This window comes from Nocardioides panacihumi, assembly GCF_039530925.1.
Classification (GTDB): Bacteria; Actinomycetota; Actinomycetes; order Propionibacteriales; family Nocardioidaceae; genus Nocardioides; species Nocardioides panacihumi.
The window spans coordinates 1,849,130-1,864,052 of the sequence record NZ_BAAAPB010000001.1 but is presented as its reverse complement, the minus strand read 5'-3'; the positions used below and the strand labels follow the sequence as shown (position 1 = coordinate 1,864,052).

Sequence of the window (14,923 nt, the reverse complement as noted above, 5' to 3'; positions counted from 1 at the left end):
CCCCTAAGGGTGGATAGTGGCCATGTCTCGATGGGTAAGACGCTCGACGCACCTTCACTCTGTCAAGATTCGCGTGGCCAGGCTCCAAACCCCGAGCCGGGCTCGGCCCCACCAGGAAGCTTCACGACATGGACGACCTCCACCAGACCGACGCCGGCCACCAGAGCTGGGCCTCCCTGCTGCGCGACAACCAGGAGGAGGTGCTCGAGAAGTGGACGGCGACGGCCGCGGCCAACCTGGCCGGCCGGATGACGACCGCCGAGCTGCGACGCGACATCGACGAGATCTACACCGGCCTCCTGCGCGCCGACACGGCCGAGGCGACCGACATCCGCAGCAGCTCCTTCGCCGACCTGCGCAGTCTGCTGACCGAGCTCAGCCGCACCCGTGCGCGCCAGGGGTTCACCCCGACGGAGACCGCGACCGGCGTCTACGCGCTCAAGGACGCCGTGCTCGACATCCTCGAGGAGCACGGGGACGTCAAGGGCTACCGCGCCTTCGCGCAGCTCTCCCGTCTGGTCGACGACCTGGGCATGTTCATGCTCGAGACCTACGCGACCACCCGCGAGGCGGTCATCGCCGAGCAGTCCGAGGCTCTCCTCGAGCTCTCGACGCCCGTGGTGAAGCTGTGGGACGGCATCGTCGCCCTCCCGCTCGTCGGCACGCTCGACTCCGCGCGGACACAGGTCGTCATGGAGGCGCTGCTCCAGACCCTCGTCGACACGGGCTCCGAGCACGCGATCATCGACATCACCGGCGTCGCCGCCGTCGACACCCAGGTCGCCCAGCACCTGCTGAAGACCGTCCAGGCCGCCCGCCTGCTGGGTGCCGAGTGCATCATCTCCGGCATCCGGCCGCAGATCGCCCAGACCGTCGTCGCCCTGGGCATCGAGTTCGGTGACATCCACACCAAGGCGAGCCTCGCCGACGCGATCCTGCTCGCGATGCGGCGCTCCGGCCTGGACGTGGTGTCCACAGCCGGCAAGGCACGCTGATGGACCGCATCCCGATCCTGCGTATCGGGGACGTCCTCCTGGTCTCGATCCAGATCGACCTGCAGGACCAGATCGCACTGGCCCTGCAGGACGACCTCAGCAACAAGATCGTCGAGACGGGCGCCAAGGGCGTCCTCATCGACATCTCCGCTCTCGAGATCGTCGACAGCTTCATCGGCCGGATGATCTCCACCACCGCCGCGGTCTCGCGAGTCCTCGACGCCGAGACGGTCGTCGTCGGCATGCAGCCGGCCGTGGCGATCACGCTCGTCGAGCTGGGCCTGACCCTGGACGGCGTACGCACCGCGCTGGACGTGGATCGCGGCCTCGCCCTGCTGGCGACCGCCCTCCGCTCCGGCCACGCGGAAGCAGAAGCCGATGTCCTCGCCCACGAGTGAGTCAGCGGCCACGCTCACCCTGCCGATCGTCAACGACGGCGACGTCGTGCGCGGTCGGCAAGCGGTCCGCGACCTCGCGGTCGCGGCGAAGCTGTCGCTGATCGACCAGACCAAGCTGGTCACCGCGACCAGCGAGCTCGCCCGCAACACGCTCGTGTACGGCGGCGGCGGCGAGCTGCGCGCCTCGACCCGGCACGAGAGCGGACGCGTGGGCATCGAGGTCGAGTTCATCGACGACGGCCCCGGCATCCCCGACATGGACCTCGCGCTGACCGACGGCTGGACCAGTGGCTCGGGTCTCGGGCTCGGCCTTTCGGGCGCCAAGCGTCTCGTCGACGACTTCGAGGTCGACTCCTCCGCCGGCCACGGCACGCGGGTGCGCATCGTCAAATGGAAGCGCTGACCGTGCTGGGCGAGATCGCCCCGAACGGGACCGAGGGCGACCTCTGGCTCACGCTGGACGACGTCTCGGCGGTCGCGCGCGCCCGTCGCCAAACGGCCGCGCTCGCCCATCGGCTGGGCTTCAGCGAGACCCGGACCGGTGAGATCGAGATCGTCGTCAGCGAGCTCGCGAGCAACGTGGTCAAGCACGCTCGCGGCGGCGACCTGGCGATCGGCGTCGTACGCCGGGGCGAGACATCGCTCCTGCGCGTCGTCGCGATCGACTCCGGTCCGGGCAGCCGCGACATCGAGGCCCTGGTCACCGACGGGGTGTCGACCTCGGGCACCCTGGGCATCGGCCTCGGCGCAGCGCGCCGGCTCGCCACCAGCCTCGACCTCTACTCGGTGCCGGCCGTCGGGACCATCGCCGAGGCGCAGTTCGCCGACGACTCCGGATCCGCCCCGGCGCCGGCGGTCGCCTCACTGACCCGCCCGCTGGGTGGCACCGGGCCGTGCGGTGACGCCGTCGCGTACCGCGAGCTTCCCGAGGGCCACCTGGTGATGCTCGCCGACGGTCTCGGTCACGGTCCGCTCGCTGCGGCGGCGTCGGGCCGGGCGGTCGAGGTGCTGCTGACGTCGGCGACGACCGGTCCGGGGGCGCTGCTCGCCGAGATCCACCGCGCGATCGGGTCCACCCGCGGAGCGGCGGTGGCCGTCGTACGCATCGAGGCGGATGCCGGCCGGGTGGTCCATGCCTCCGTCGGCAACGTGTCGGCCCGGCTCGTCGGGCACGGGCGCTCACGCACGCTCGCCGCCCAGCCGGGCATCGTCGGCCACAGGATGCCGCGGCTGCGCGAGCAGACGGAGGCCCTCAACGACGCCCTGGCACTGGTGCTCCACAGCGACGGTGTCTCCGACAAGTGGACGCTCGCCGGCCTGCCCGGCGTGCTCGGCCACGGCCCCGGCGTGCTCGCGGCCGCACTCCTGCGCGACGCCGCCGTGCACCGCGACGACGCGAGCGTCCTGGCCGTGCGGACCGCCCGATGAGCGAGGCCCTCAGCAGCCTCGTGCTGGCGGGTGAGGACGACGTCTTCGCCGCCCGCCAGCTCGCCCGCGTCTGCGCCGAGGAGCTCGGCCTCGAGCGGCTCGACGCGATCCGGATCGCCACCGCCGTCTCCGAGCTCGGCCGCGAGGCCGTGATGCGTGGCGGCGCCCGACTCACGGTGCGGCTCGGCCGTGCCGACCTGCTTCTCGACCTCGCCGTCGCGCCCGACCAGAACTGGTCGGCCGTCGTCGGTCCAGTCGGCCGGCTCGTCGACGAGCTGGTCACCGACGAAGGGCGGATCACCCTGATCAAGCGACTGCCGCACGCCGTGACCCTCAGTGCCGAGAGTCTCCGCATGCTGAAGCACCGTCTCCGGGCCCATGCCCCCTCGACGCCGACCGAGGAGCTCCGCGAGCAGAACGACGAGCTCATCACGGCCCTCGAGGAGGTGCGCCGCCAGAAGTCCGAGCTCGAGGTCGTCAACAAGGAGCTCGAGGAGACCAACCGCGGGGTGATGGCGCTCTACACCGAGCTCTCCGCGGAGCTCGACCGCACCAACCAGGGTGTGGTCGCGCTGTACGCCGAGATCGAGGACAAGAACGAGCAGCTCCGTGAGGCGAGCGAGGCGAAGAGCCGCTTCCTGCGCAGCATCAGCCACGAGCTGCGCACCCCCGCCAACTCGGTGCTCGGGCTCACCCGACTGCTCACCGACCCGGCTGGGCCGCCGCTCACCGAGGAGCAGCTCGAGCAGGTCGACTACATCCGGGCCAGTGCCCGCGACCTGCTGCGCCTCGTCAACGAGCTGCTCGACCTCTCCCGCGCCGAGGCCGGTGCGCTGCGCCCCGAGCCCGCCGAGGTCGACCTCGGCGCGCTGCTCCAGGAGCTTCGCGGACCCGCGGAGTCGCTGCTGCGCCCCGGTGTACGCCTCGTCGTCGACGACTCGGCCCCGATCGTCACCACCGACGTCGACCTGCTCCGGCACGTCCTGCGCAACCTGGTCAGCAACGCCGCCAAGTTCACCGCCGAAGGCGTCGTCGAGGTGGGCGCCGCCCTCCGCGGCGACCTGGTCGCGGTGTCCGTGCGCGACTCCGGCGTCGGGATCGGGTCCGAGGACCTGCCCCGGATCTTCGAGGAGTTCTACCAGGTGCGCACCCCGCTCCACACGAGCGCCAAGGGCACCGGGCTGGGCCTCCCGTTCGCACAGCGGGTGGCGGGGGCGCTCGGTGGCAGGATCGAGGTCGAGAGCACCCCGGGCGTCGGAAGCACCTTCACGTTGCTGCTGCCCTCGAAGGAGGGCGCTGGATGAGCACACTTCCGCGCATCCTCGTCTGCGACGACACACCGGCCAAGCGCTACGTGCTCACCAGCTGGCTGCGTCGCGCCGGCTACACCGTCATCGAGACCGTGTCCGTCGCCGAGGCGATGGACGCCCTGAGCCGCGAGCAGTTCGACCTCGCCGTCCTCGACGTCCACCTGCCCGACGGCAGCGGACTCGACATCACCCGCTCCATCAAGGGCGACCCCCTCACCTCCTCGACCCCGGTCATCCACGTGTCGGCGATCGCGATCGAGACGCACGACCGGGTGCTCGGCCTCGACCAGGGTGGCGACGCCTACCTCGTCGACCCGATCGAGCCCGAGGAGATGCTCTCGACCGTGCGGGCGCTGCTGCGCTCGTCGGGCGCGCGCCGCAACGCCGAGGAGCTGGCGACCCGGACCAGCCGGCTCAACCGGGCCGCCGTACGACTGCACCTCGCGACCACCATGCCGCGGCTCGCCGAGGCCGCGGCGTGGGCTGCGGCCGAGGTCACCGACGCGGCCACCGCCGTCCTGATCCGCCACGAGCAGACGGCTCTGTGGGCGGCCGCTGGCGCCGGGGGCGAGACCTCGGGCACCGTCCTCGACGAGGACCGGGCGGACGCACTCCTGGCGGCCGCCCAGCGGCCGCCGGTCCGGTCCGCAGTCCTCCCGTGGTCAGACGTCCTCCCGGTCGCGGCCGGCGACGAGTGGGCGCTGTGGCCCGTCTTCGGAGCCGGGGCGCAGCTCGGCTTCATCGCCGTCCCGCGGACGCACCTGACCGAGGCCGTCGAAGGACTGGTGGAACGCCTCGCCCAGCTCACGTCGGTCGCGGTGGACAACCTCCTGGCCCTCGAGCGCGAGCACCAGACCGCCATGCTGCTGCAGCGCAGCCTGCTGCCCGCGGTGCTGCCGCAGCCGAGCGGTCTCAGCATCGCGGCGCGTTACCGCGCCTCGCAGCGCCACGCGGAGGTCGGCGGCGACTTCTTCGACGCCTTCAACATCCACGACGACTGCCTCCTCGTGATCGGCGACGTGCAGGGCCACTCGCTCGAGGCCGCCGTAGTGATGGCCGAGCTGCGCTACTCGCTGCGGGCCTACGCATACGACGGCTACACACCGGCCGAGGTGCTCGACCGGGTGGACACCCTCCTCGAGCGCAACGACGCCGAGCTCATCGCCACCGCCTGCATCGCCCGGGTCAGCGCGGATCGCCGAAGCCTCGAGATCGTCAGCGGAGGGCACCTGCCGCTGCTGATCTGCCGCGACGGCGAGACGTCGTACGTCGAGACGCCGGGCACCCTGCTCGGTGTCGGCATCGCACACCAGCCACAGACCATCGGCCTGCGACCCGGAGACCGTCTCGTGCTGGTCACCGACGGACTCGTGGAGCGTCGCGGCGAGCTGATCGAGAAGGGGCTCGAACGCCTGGCCGACGCGGTCCGCGCTGGCGTCGACCTCACCACCGAGGGCCTTGCGCAGGAGCTCGCCATGCTCGGCGGCGCCAGCGACGACGACGTCGCCATCCTCGTCGTCGACGTCACCGTCTGACCCGGGTCGGCCCGAGGTCCGTCCGCGCTCTGCGGCGCGCGCGTGTCGCATCGCCGATGCGAACACCGACGTGCCGAACGCCGAAGTGCCGAACGCCGAAATGGTCTGAGGGGCGGAGCCGTCTTCCCAGCGGCTCCGCCCCTCGGCCCTGCATGACAGGGCTCCCCGTTGATCCCACCGGCTGGGGTCGAGTCAGCCGGCAGAAGTCGCACCTATTCAGTTGTCCCCGCGTGGCTCGCGGGTGGTCGTGATCCGCTGGCGCTCATCGAGCGAGCGGGACGCGGAGCTGCTGCCCGGCCTGAAGCGCGCCGCCGGAGAGTCCGTTGAGGTCCTTGATGTGCTCCACCATGTCGGCGGTGTGCCCGCGGACGGCCACGCTCTGCGCGATGTCCCACAGCGTCTCCCCCGGACCGACCTGGATCGTGGTCGTCGACTCGGGACGCTCGGTCGCGGTCGAGCCTGCGGCCAGCACGAAACCCGCGACCAGGGCGACCGCCAAGCCGATGAGGAAGACCACGGCGCGTCCGCGACGCGTCAGCCGCACGGCCGACCGTCGGGCGGCCGGACGAGCCGGCGTAGCGACGCGGGTCGGGATCACGCGGGTCGGGGTCAGAATCATCGTGCTCATCGTCAGCTCCTGGGGAAGTAGGGCTTCTTCGTCCGTCGGAAGATGTCTATCGGCGACCACCGACAGTCCTCGTCGGCCCCGCTGATCGATCACCTGTTCGATCGAACACATGAGCGAGACTAGATCAGGTGTTCGAACGATTTCAAGGGCTGCGTCGAACATTTCTTCGAGACACGCGGGTTCGAACAGATGTTTGAAGTCGGGCCCGCGCAGGGTCTACCGTGGGCCCATGAGCACCCAGACCCCCGGCCGGGGCAGCAGGCAGGCCGGCGCGTCGGGGCGCCCGGTGAGCGAGTTGCCGGACGGCCCGCCCGACGCGACCGGACTCACCCCGCGCCAACAGCGGATCCTCGCCCACCTGAAGGACTGCATCGAGCAGCGCGGCTATCCGCCGAGCATGCGGGAGATCGGCGCAGCCGTCGGTCTCACGAGCACGAGCAGCGTCGCCCACCAGCTGAAGGTGCTCGAGGAGAAGGGCTTCCTCAAGCGCGACCCGCACCGGCCGCGCGCCCTCGAGGTCTTCCTCCCGGAGGTGCTGGCCGCGCGCAAGTCGATCAGCGCCGCGGAGGAGACATCGTTCGACGAGACCGGCATCGGCGACGCCGCTCCCCCGGCTCAGTACGTGCCTCTCATCGGCCGGATCGCCGCGGGCGGCCCGATCCTCGCGGAGCAGCACACCGAGGCGGTCTTCCCGCTTCCGAAGGAGCTCGTCGGCGACGGCACGCTCTACCTGCTCGAGGTCTCCGGCGACTCGATGATCGATGCGGCCATCTGCAGCGGCGACTACGTCGTCATCCGGCAGCAGCCCAACGCCGAGAACGGCGAGATCGTGGCCGCGATGATCGACGGCGAGGCGACGGTCAAGACCTACAAGAAGAAGGACGGGAAGGTCTGGCTCTTGCCGCACAACCCGGCGTACGAGCCCATCGACGGCACCCACGCCACCATCCTCGGCAAGGTCACCGCGGTGCTCCGCAGCCTCTGACGACCCACCTGACGACGATCGGCCCCGCCACCTCCCGGCGGGGCCGATCGTCGTCAGCCGCCCCTACGAGGTCGAGGACGGGCACAGGGATCACCCCGAAATGTCCCTGGGTTGCGATAAACCGGGAAGAAACCGACGGACGACTCGGGTTACGCTGACAGACGAAAATCTCGGATTCCTTACTTCGCCCCGAGGGGGGATCGGATGGACTGGCGACGCCTGCGGACGCTGCACGCGCGGCGCTCAGGCGTTTACGCCGGGTTCCTGGAGATCTCGCTGATCGGGGTCCTCTACGTCTTCTACACGTCGTCCCGGATGCTGGCGTCCGGCGATCTCGCCCCCGCCCTGCACCGGGCCAGGGAGCTCGTCCGCTTCGAGCGGTACGTCGGCCTCAACTGGGAGCACCCGATCAACGACTTCTTCGCCGACCACGGCGTGGTCGGGCTCCTCGGGTCGTACTGGTACTCCACCGCCCACTACATCGTGACGCTGACCGTCCTGGTGTGGCTCTACCTGCGGCACCGCTCGGACTACGTCACGATGCGACGCGCGCTCGTCGTCGCCACCGTCCTGGCACTCGGCCTCTACCTCCTGCTGCCGACCGCGCCGCCGCGGTTCCTCGGCGGCTTCGTCGACGTGCTCGACCTGCACTCGGCGCAGGGCTGGTGGGGTGCGGACGCCTCGGCGCCGCGCGGCCTCGGCCACCTCACGAACGAGCTCGCCGCCTTCCCGTCGCTGCACGCCGGCTGGGCGCTGTGGGTGGCGATCGCCATCCACGAGGTCAGCCGAAACCGGGTGCTGCGCACGCTCGGCTGGTCGCACGCGCTCATCACGGCGACCGTCATCGTGGGGACCGGCAACCACTGGACGCTCGACGTCATCGTCGGTTGGCTCGTCGTGCTCGTGGGATGTGTGGCGGTAGCGCCGTTCACGCCTATCATCGAGACTCGTCCGTCCATCCCTGCGTCTCGGAGACCACATGCGCCTGCGCCGCTCCGCCCTGTCCTTCCTGCTGCTGACAGGCCTCTCCCTCGGAGCGCTGAGCCCGGCACTGGCAGCTGAGGACCCGACGCCGGCCGACTCGAGCGCGGTCGCGGACCCGACCGCGGACGGCGCGAGCGCAGCGACCGACCAGCTCTCCGTGCCCGCGACCCCCGAGGACGCGCAGGCGTCGCTCGCCGAGGTCAAGGACCTGTTCGGCCCGATGACGCGGTCCGAGTCGCGCTCGATGATCACGTCCGGCGAGGGCAAGGACGCGACGCTGGCGCTGCGCGACCTGTCGCTGCGGCTGGGCTCGCTCTCGTCGACGCAGCGGAACTCGGCGTACGCGGAGTTCCAGCGTCCGGCGTGGGCCGACGACGCCACGGTGTCGAACCGGTACTGCCCGCCGACCGGCAACATCTGCCTGCACTGGATCAAGACGACCGCGAGCGCGAGCCGCGGGACCGACGACCTCTGGGCGATCAACACGGTCTACCCGACGCTGATGCACGTCTCGCAGACCTACGTCTCCGCCGGCTACCGCAAGCCGCGCGGCGACGGGTCCATCGGCGGCAGCGCGCAGACCGACATCTACCTCGACGACGTGGGCTCCGAGGGCAAGTACGGCTACTGCACCGTCGACGTCGACGACACCGGCCACTACGTCTTCCACCCGTCGAACTCCCGCGCCTCGGACCTGCCGGCGTTCTGCGTGCTCGACAACGACTTCAAGCACTCCCAGTTCCCGACCGACCGCACGGCGAAGGAGGATCTGGAGGTCACGGCGGCCCACGAGTACTTCCATGCCACCCAGTTCGCCTACGACTACCTCGAGGACCGCTGGTTCATGGAGGCGACGGCGACGTGGGCGGAGGACCAGCTCTACGACTCGATCAACGACAACGTGCAGTACCTCCAGCGCAGCCAGCTGCGTTACCCGGGGCTGTCGCTCGACACCTTCAACGGCGCGGGCGGGTTCCTGCACTACGGCGACTGGCTCTACTTCGAGTACCTCACGGAGCGGGCCCCGGCCCGCAAGGGAGCCCTGCCGGCCCTCATGCTGCGCATGTGGCAGTACGCCGACAGCGTCTCCGGTCCGGACTACTACTCGATCCAGGCGGTCGCGCACGCGCTTCGTGAGAGGCACCTCGACTTCAACAAGACCTTCGCGCAGTACGCCGCGGCCAACCGCCACCCGGCGACCGCCTACTCCGAGGGTCGCGCCAACCACTACCCGACGACGCGCCCCAAGCGGACCGTCTTCCTCAAGCCGAGCCATCGCAGCGCCTCCGCGGCGTACAAGGTCGACCACCTGGCGTCGGCGACCACCCGCTTCGTGCCGACGCGGCTGAAGTCCAAGCGGACCAAGCTCACCTTGTCGGTCGACATGGCGAACAAGAAGCTCGGCTCGGTCGCGGCCGCGATCGTCTACTTCAAGAACGGCCGGATCACGACCAAGCTGGTCAGGCTCGGCCGCAACGGCAACGGCGCGGTGCGGGTGCCGTTCAGCTCGCGCACCGTCGGCCACGTCGAGCTGGTGCTCGTCAACGCCAACCACTCGTACCGCAACTGCTGGAGCGACACCCCCTACTCCTGCTCCGGCGTCCCGGCCCACAACAAGGTCAACGAGAAGGTCAGCGCGCGGGTCAGCTGACCGCGGGGTCTGCTGACGCCGAGTCGGCGTCAGACGAGGCCGGACAGCCGCTTCAGCGCCTGCCGTACGACGGCCGGGTCGCTCGTCGGCCACATCGGCGGCAGGCTCGCCTGGAGGAACCGTCCGTAGCGCGCGGTGGCCAACCGTGGATCGAGGACCGCGACGACGCCGCGATCCGTCGTCGTACGGATCAGGCGGCCGGCCCCCTGCGCCAGCAGCAGCGCGGCGTGGGTCGCGGCGACCTGCATGAAGCCGTTGCCACCGGCCTTGTCGGCGGCACGCTGGCGCGCGCTCATCAACGGGTCGTCGGGCCTCGGGAACGGGATCCTGTCGATGAGCACCAGCTGGCACGTGTCGCCGGGCACGTCGAGCCCCTGCCACAGGCTGAGCGTGCCGAAGAGCACCGTGTGCGGGTCGCTGACGAACTGCGCCGCGAGCTCCGGGAGCTGGGCGTCGCCCTGCGCGAGCGTCGTCAGGTGCGGCAGCCGCACCCTGACCACCTCGGCCGCCGCCTCGGCGGCCCGCCGCGAGCTGAACAGCCCGAGCGCGCGGCCGTCGGCCGCGTCGACGAGCTCGACGATCTCGTCGAGCTGCGCCTGGCCGAGCCCGTCGCGGCCCGGGGGCGGCAGGTGGCGAGCGACGTACAGGATCCCCTGCTTGCCGTAGTCGAACGGGCTCCCCACGTCGACGCCCTGCCAGGGCAGCACGTCCTCGGTGCGCTCCGCCTCGCCACGCTCCGCCGGCTTGAGCCCGAGGCTGCCCGCGACGCTGTCGAAGTCGCCGCCGAGCTTGAGCGTGGCGCTGGTGAAGACGACCGTCTTCTCCGTCAGCAGCTTGTCGCGCATCGGGCCCCAGACCTGAAGCGGCGCGACGTGCAGCCGGCTCGGCACGCGGCTCTGCTCGTTGAAGGTGGCCGCCTCGCTCAGCCAGAGCACGTCGTGCTCGGTGTTGGCGGCCATCCGCTCGGCGATCTGGAAGATCTCCTGGACGCTGCCCCGAGCCTGCTGCAACCCCGCGTCGGCACTGGTCTCGTCCTTGCCGCCGCCCTGCTTCTTCGGGTACGCCGACAGGGTCGACCTGGCGGCGTCACGCACGAGGACCAGCGCGTCGTGGAGGTCGGCGGGCAGCGTCTCGAACCGTCCGGGGCTGGCCTCGATCATCGCGACCCGGAGCGTGTCCGCGGCGTCGGCCAGCTCCTCCGCCTCGTCGCCCTCCACGTAGCGCCGGCTGCGGCGGGCGGCCCGCTCGACGTCGGAGGACGCCAGCTCGTCGGTCGCCGCCTGGGTCACCCGGGCGACGAGCTCGTGCGCCTCGTCGATCACGACCGCGTCGTACTCGGGGATCATCGGGATGCCCTCGATCGCGTCGATGGCGAGCAGCGAGTGGTTGGTGACGATGACGTGGCTGCGCTGCGCCTTCTCGCGGGCGCGCTCGGCGAAGCACTCCTGCCCGAACGGGCACTTCGCGGCGCCCAGGCAGTCGCGGTGGGTGACGCTGACCTGACGCCACTCGCGGTCGTTGTGACGCGGCGCGAAGTCGCGCTCGCCGGTGCCGTCGTCCTCGGCCTGCTTCTCGGCCCAGGCGCGCAGCTCCAGCACCTTGGTGGCCATGTCGCCGATCGACACGTCCATCTGCAGGGTGCCCTGGTCGTCGGGGACGCCCTCGCGGATCCGGTGCAGGCACGCGTAGTTGGACCGGCCCTTGAGGACCGCGAAGCTGGTGTCGAGGCCGCGGCCCTTGACCGCGTCGACCAGTCGTGGGATGTCGCGCTCCACGAGCTGGTGCTGCAGCGCGAGCGTCGCCGTCGCCACCACGACCCGCTGGTCGTGGAGCAGGCTCGGCACCAGGTAGGCCAGCGACTTGCCGGTGCCGGTGCCGGCCTGGACCAGCAGGTGCTCCTCCTCGGAGAACGCCCGTCCGACCGCCTCGGCCATCTGGATCTGCCCTGCCCGCTCGGACCCACCCAAGGTCTCGACCGCGGCGGCGAGAAGCTCGCGGACGGTGGACGGGTCGGGCTGGGCTTCTGGCACTCCCGAACCCTAACCGGCGGCGGGGACACCGCCCGCCACGCCTCCACACCCGCCCCGGGATGGCGGGGTGGGCACTGTCACAGCCGCCCCGCTGACCTGCGCAGACGAGGTCTGGGGCGTGGATCGTGGTCGTTCGGGGCACGTCCGGGTTTGCGTCATTACCCGTCAGTTCGAAACGGTGAACGACCCATTCAGGACTCGGACGACTGAAACGGATGTGCATGACCACCCAGCAGGACCGCTCACACCATCTCGTCGACGCCCTGGCCACGCCGGCCTCGGACGTCGTACCCCACCCGGCCCTCGACGTCGCCGCACCACCGCGAGCGCGGCGACAGGGCCTCGACAAGATCGTCTTCGGCGTGACCGCGCTGCTCGCCGTCGCGTTCCTCGTGTGGGGATTCGTCAGCACCGGCTCGCTCGCCGACGCCTCCGGAAGGGCGCTGTCGCTGGTGATGGACGACGCCGGCTGGCTCTTCGTGCTCACCGCCAGCGGCTTCGTCGTGTTCGTCATCTGGCTGGCCGCCAGTCGCTTCGGCGAGATCAAGCTCGGCCGCGACGACGAGGAGCCTGAGTTCCGTACGTCGTCCTGGGTCGCGATGATGTTCAGCGCTGGCATGGGCATCGGACTCATGTTCTACGGCGTCAGCGAGCCCGTCAGCCACCTCGTCACGCCGCCCCCGGGCACCGGAGGGGCGGACGGGGCCCAGGCGGTCCAGCACGCGATGGCGACCACGCTGTTCCACTGGACGCTGCACCCGTGGGCGATCTATGCCGTGGTCGGTCTCGCCATCGCGTACGGCGTCTACCGCAAGGGTCGCCTGCAGCTGATCTCGGCGGCCTTCGAGCCGCTGCTCGGCCGCCACGCGAACGGCGGTTGGGGCAAGCTGATCGACATCCTCGCGATCTTCGCGACCCTCTTCGGATCGGCCGCATCGCTCGGCCTCGGCGCACTGCAGATCCGCAGCGGCCTACGGATCGTGTCCGGCATCGGTGCGACCGGCAACGCCGTGATCGTCGTCATCATCGGCGTGCTGACCGTGGCGTTCGTGCTCTCCGCCGTGTCCGGGGTCGCCAAGGGCATCCAGTGGCTCTCGAACATCAACATGGTGCTCGCCGTCGTCCTCGCGGTCTTCCTGTTCGTGGTCGGCCCGACCGTGTTCATGCTCAACCTCGTGCCGACCTCGCTCGGCAGCTACGTCCAGGACCTGCCGATGATGGCCGCGCGCACGGGCGCCGAGGGCACCAAGACCAAGGACTGGCTGGGCAGCTGGACGGTCTTCTACTGGGCGTGGTGGCTGTCGTGGACGCCGTTCGTCGGCATGTTCATCGCGCGCATCTCGCGCGGCCGCACCATCCGCCAGTTCGTGACCGGCGTGCTCCTCGTGCCGAGCCTGGTCAGCGTCATCTGGTTCTGCATCCTCGGCGGCGCCGCCATGAACCTGCAGAAGACCGGCACCGACATCGCCGGCGCCGGCGCGCTCGAGTCCCAGCTGTTCACCACGCTGGACGCCTTCCCGATGGCGAAGGTCGCCAGCGTGCTCGTCATGGTGCTGGTGGCGATCTTCTTCGTGTCCGGCGCCGACGCGGCCTCGATCGTGATGGGGACGCTGTCCGAGCACGGCACCCAGGAGCCGTCTCGCGGCACGGTCATCTTCTGGGGCGTCGCCACCGGCGCGGTCGCCGCGGTGATGCTGCTCGTCGGCGGTGAGGACGCGCTCAACGGTCTGCAGTCGATCACGATCGTCGCCGCCCTGCCGTTCGTCGTCGTGATGGTCGGCCTCGCCGTCGCCCTGGTCAAGGACCTGCGCTCGGACCCGTTGATGGTGCGCCGGAAGTACGGCGAGGAGGTCATCGAGGCCGCCGTGATCGCCGGTGTGACCGAGCACGGTGACGACTTCGTGCTCTCGGTCGAGCCGACCGACGCGACCGACCCGTCGCCCGCCGCCGCTCCCCAAGTGTCACCGTGACGGTTTGAGGCACGGGTGACACTTCGCAGGTGTCACCGGTCGCGCGAAGTGTCACCGTGATAGTTCTGCCGACCGCGTGGCACCTGGCGGCCCGCCCCGCCCCGCCCCCGCGCCACGTATCACGGTGACAGTTTGCGCATCAGGTGACACTTCGCAGGTGTCACCGGTCGCGCGAACTGTCACGGTGACACTTTGCGAGTGACCCTTCGGCGGCGCGGCCGAGTCGAGCTCAGGCCGGCAGGTGGCGCGCGACGAAGTCGCCGAACTCGCGATGACCGGCCAGGGTCAGGTGGAGCCGGTCGGGGAGGTACGGCAGCCTCAGGCGGATCGACGAGACGTAGTCGATCCCGGCGGCCCGGCTGAGCGCCGCCAGCCACCGGTCGACGCGCCGTGCACCCGCCAGCCGGCGCGGCGCGGGAGCGGGGCCGACGACGACCACGTCGTGCCCGGCCAGGCGTGAGACCAGCCGGTCGAAGCCGCTCCGCACCGCGGCGTACGGCTGGTCGAAGTCGTTCAAGCCGCCCTCCACGACGACGAGGTCGGCGTTGCGGGCCGTCCGTGTGCGCGTCGCGTAGGACACGGCCCCGCACGACGAGGCGTGCGCGCTGAAGCCTGAGCCGGAGAACCCGTCGACCCGCACCCGGCCGGGCAGCCGCGAGGGCCACGCGCGGGCGGGATCGGTCAGCTTGTAGCCCACCGACCACGAGTCGCCGATGACGACGACGCTGCGCCCGGAACCGGTGACGTCCCTCAGCCGCGCGGCGTGGTCCGCGGCGAACCGGTGGCAGCCCCCGGCGTGCGAGGCCGACGCGCGGTCGCGCAGCACGACGACGCCGGCGAGGACGAGCCCGACGGCGAGGGTGAGAGCGAGCGTGACCGAGACAGCGGCCCGGCTGTGAGCACGAGGCACACGCAAATGATCCGCGCGGATCATGATTTGCGCATGAAGTTGGACGAGATCATCCCGAATTTTCAGGTCGGTCGCGCCGGACGTCGTACGAGGTGGTCG

At 70.7% G+C, this 14,923-nt stretch carries 13 protein-coding genes; 10 read left to right on the top strand and 3 right to left on the bottom strand.

All coding sequences use genetic code 11. The annotated features are described in order from the left end of the window. Positions 1–128: 128 nt before the first annotated feature. The 6 genes from ABD205_RS08795 to ABD205_RS08770 are packed head-to-tail and all read left to right on the top strand — an operon-like array spanning position 129 to position 5,666. Positions 129–995 carry an STAS domain-containing protein gene (locus ABD205_RS08795; protein ID WP_344044373.1) on the top strand — a complete coding sequence of 289 codons (867 nt, stop codon included), beginning with the start codon at positions 129–131 and terminating at the stop codon, positions 993–995. Further along, positions 995–1,393, top strand: coding sequence for an STAS domain-containing protein (locus tag ABD205_RS08790; protein WP_344044372.1), 399 nt, complete (start codon positions 995–997; stop codon positions 1,391–1,393). Before ABD205_RS08795 ends, ABD205_RS08790 begins: the two co-directional genes overlap by 1 nt. Continuing rightward, positions 1,374–1,796 (top strand): anti-sigma regulatory factor, encoded by a 423-nt coding sequence (locus ABD205_RS08785; RefSeq protein ID WP_344044371.1) that lies wholly within the window; start codon positions 1,374–1,376, stop codon positions 1,794–1,796. Before ABD205_RS08790 ends, ABD205_RS08785 begins: the two co-directional genes overlap by 20 nt. Continuing rightward, entirely contained in the window at positions 1,784–2,821 is a 1,038-nt protein-coding gene (locus ABD205_RS08780; RefSeq protein ID WP_344044370.1) for an ATP-binding protein, read from the top strand. The genes ABD205_RS08785 and ABD205_RS08780 overlap by 13 nt, the downstream gene beginning before the upstream one ends. Next, positions 2,818–4,125, top strand: coding sequence for an ATP-binding protein (locus tag ABD205_RS08775; RefSeq protein ID WP_344044369.1), 1,308 nt, complete (start codon positions 2,818–2,820; stop codon positions 4,123–4,125). The genes ABD205_RS08780 and ABD205_RS08775 overlap by 4 nt, the downstream gene beginning before the upstream one ends. Next, positions 4,122–5,666 (top strand): SpoIIE family protein phosphatase, encoded by a 1,545-nt coding sequence (locus ABD205_RS08770; protein ID WP_344044368.1) that lies wholly within the window; start codon positions 4,122–4,124, stop codon positions 5,664–5,666. The genes ABD205_RS08775 and ABD205_RS08770 overlap by 4 nt, the downstream gene beginning before the upstream one ends. Before the next feature lie 262 nt (positions 5,667–5,928). On the opposite strand, the gene ABD205_RS08765 is transcribed toward ABD205_RS08770, so the two are convergent. Then, a complete protein-coding gene (locus tag ABD205_RS08765) occupies positions 5,929–6,294 on the bottom strand; it encodes a LysM peptidoglycan-binding domain-containing protein (protein ID WP_344044367.1) in 366 nt (121 codons plus the stop codon). 229 nt (positions 6,295–6,523) lie between these two features. Between ABD205_RS08765 and lexA the strand changes: the two genes are divergently transcribed. The 3 genes from lexA (at position 6,524) to ABD205_RS08750 (ending at position 9,914) form a co-directional block, all read left to right on the top strand. Then, positions 6,524–7,279: a transcriptional repressor LexA gene (lexA, locus tag ABD205_RS08760; protein ID WP_344044366.1), complete on the top strand. Its 756-nt coding sequence runs from the start codon at positions 6,524–6,526 to the stop codon at positions 7,277–7,279. Positions 7,280–7,483: 204 nt separating this feature from the next. Further along, positions 7,484–8,341 carry a phosphatase PAP2 family protein gene (locus tag ABD205_RS08755; RefSeq protein WP_344044365.1) on the top strand — a complete coding sequence of 286 codons (858 nt, stop codon included), beginning with the start codon at positions 7,484–7,486 and terminating at the stop codon, positions 8,339–8,341. Then, positions 8,259–9,914 carry an MXAN_6640 family putative metalloprotease gene (locus ABD205_RS08750; protein ID WP_344044364.1) on the top strand — a complete coding sequence of 552 codons (1,656 nt, stop codon included), beginning with the start codon at positions 8,259–8,261 and terminating at the stop codon, positions 9,912–9,914. The genes ABD205_RS08755 and ABD205_RS08750 overlap by 83 nt, the downstream gene beginning before the upstream one ends. Positions 9,915–9,943: 29 nt before the next feature. On the opposite strand, the gene ABD205_RS08745 is transcribed toward ABD205_RS08750, so the two are convergent. Then, complete coding sequence (locus ABD205_RS08745; protein WP_344044363.1) at positions 9,944–11,944, bottom strand: ATP-dependent DNA helicase; 2,001 nt, start codon at positions 11,942–11,944, stop codon at positions 9,944–9,946. Between the two features lie 221 nt (positions 11,945–12,165). Here ABD205_RS08745 and ABD205_RS08740 point away from each other — a divergent pair, with 221 nt between their 5' ends. Continuing rightward, positions 12,166–13,914 carry a BCCT family transporter gene (locus ABD205_RS08740; protein ID WP_344044362.1) on the top strand — a complete coding sequence of 583 codons (1,749 nt, stop codon included), beginning with the start codon at positions 12,166–12,168 and terminating at the stop codon, positions 13,912–13,914. A gap of 229 nt (positions 13,915–14,143) precedes the next feature. Here the strand turns inward: ABD205_RS08740 and ABD205_RS08735 are convergent, their stop codons facing one another. After that, a complete protein-coding gene (locus tag ABD205_RS08735; protein WP_344044360.1) occupies positions 14,144–14,824 on the bottom strand; it encodes an SGNH/GDSL hydrolase family protein in 681 nt (226 codons plus the stop codon). Positions 14,825–14,923: the final 99 nt, after the last annotated feature.

Excerpts from the sequence above, each read along its gene's own strand:
- ABD205_RS08790 (WP_344044372.1), top strand. The coding sequence starts at position 995 with ATGGACCGCATCCCGATCCTGCGTATCGGGGACGTCCTCCTGGTCTCG.
- lexA (WP_344044366.1), top strand. The coding sequence starts at position 6,524 with ATGAGCACCCAGACCCCCGGCCGGGGCAGCAGGCAGGCCGGCGCGTCG.
- ABD205_RS08740 (WP_344044362.1), top strand. The coding sequence starts at position 12,166 with ATGACCACCCAGCAGGACCGCTCACACCATCTCGTCGACGCCCTGGCC.
- ABD205_RS08755 (WP_344044365.1), top strand. The coding sequence starts at position 7,484 with ATGGACTGGCGACGCCTGCGGACGCTGCACGCGCGGCGCTCAGGCGTT.
- ABD205_RS08765 (WP_344044367.1), bottom strand. The coding sequence starts at position 6,294 with ATGAGCACGATGATTCTGACCCCGACCCGCGTGATCCCGACCCGCGTC.
- ABD205_RS08780 (WP_344044370.1), top strand. The coding sequence starts at position 1,784 with ATGGAAGCGCTGACCGTGCTGGGCGAGATCGCCCCGAACGGGACCGAG.
- ABD205_RS08795 (WP_344044373.1), top strand. The coding sequence starts at position 129 with ATGGACGACCTCCACCAGACCGACGCCGGCCACCAGAGCTGGGCCTCC.
- ABD205_RS08775 (WP_344044369.1), top strand. The coding sequence starts at position 2,818 with ATGAGCGAGGCCCTCAGCAGCCTCGTGCTGGCGGGTGAGGACGACGTC.
- ABD205_RS08785 (WP_344044371.1), top strand. The coding sequence starts at position 1,374 with ATGTCCTCGCCCACGAGTGAGTCAGCGGCCACGCTCACCCTGCCGATC.
- ABD205_RS08750 (WP_344044364.1), top strand. The coding sequence starts at position 8,259 with ATGCGCCTGCGCCGCTCCGCCCTGTCCTTCCTGCTGCTGACAGGCCTC.
- ABD205_RS08770 (WP_344044368.1), top strand. The coding sequence starts at position 4,122 with ATGAGCACACTTCCGCGCATCCTCGTCTGCGACGACACACCGGCCAAG.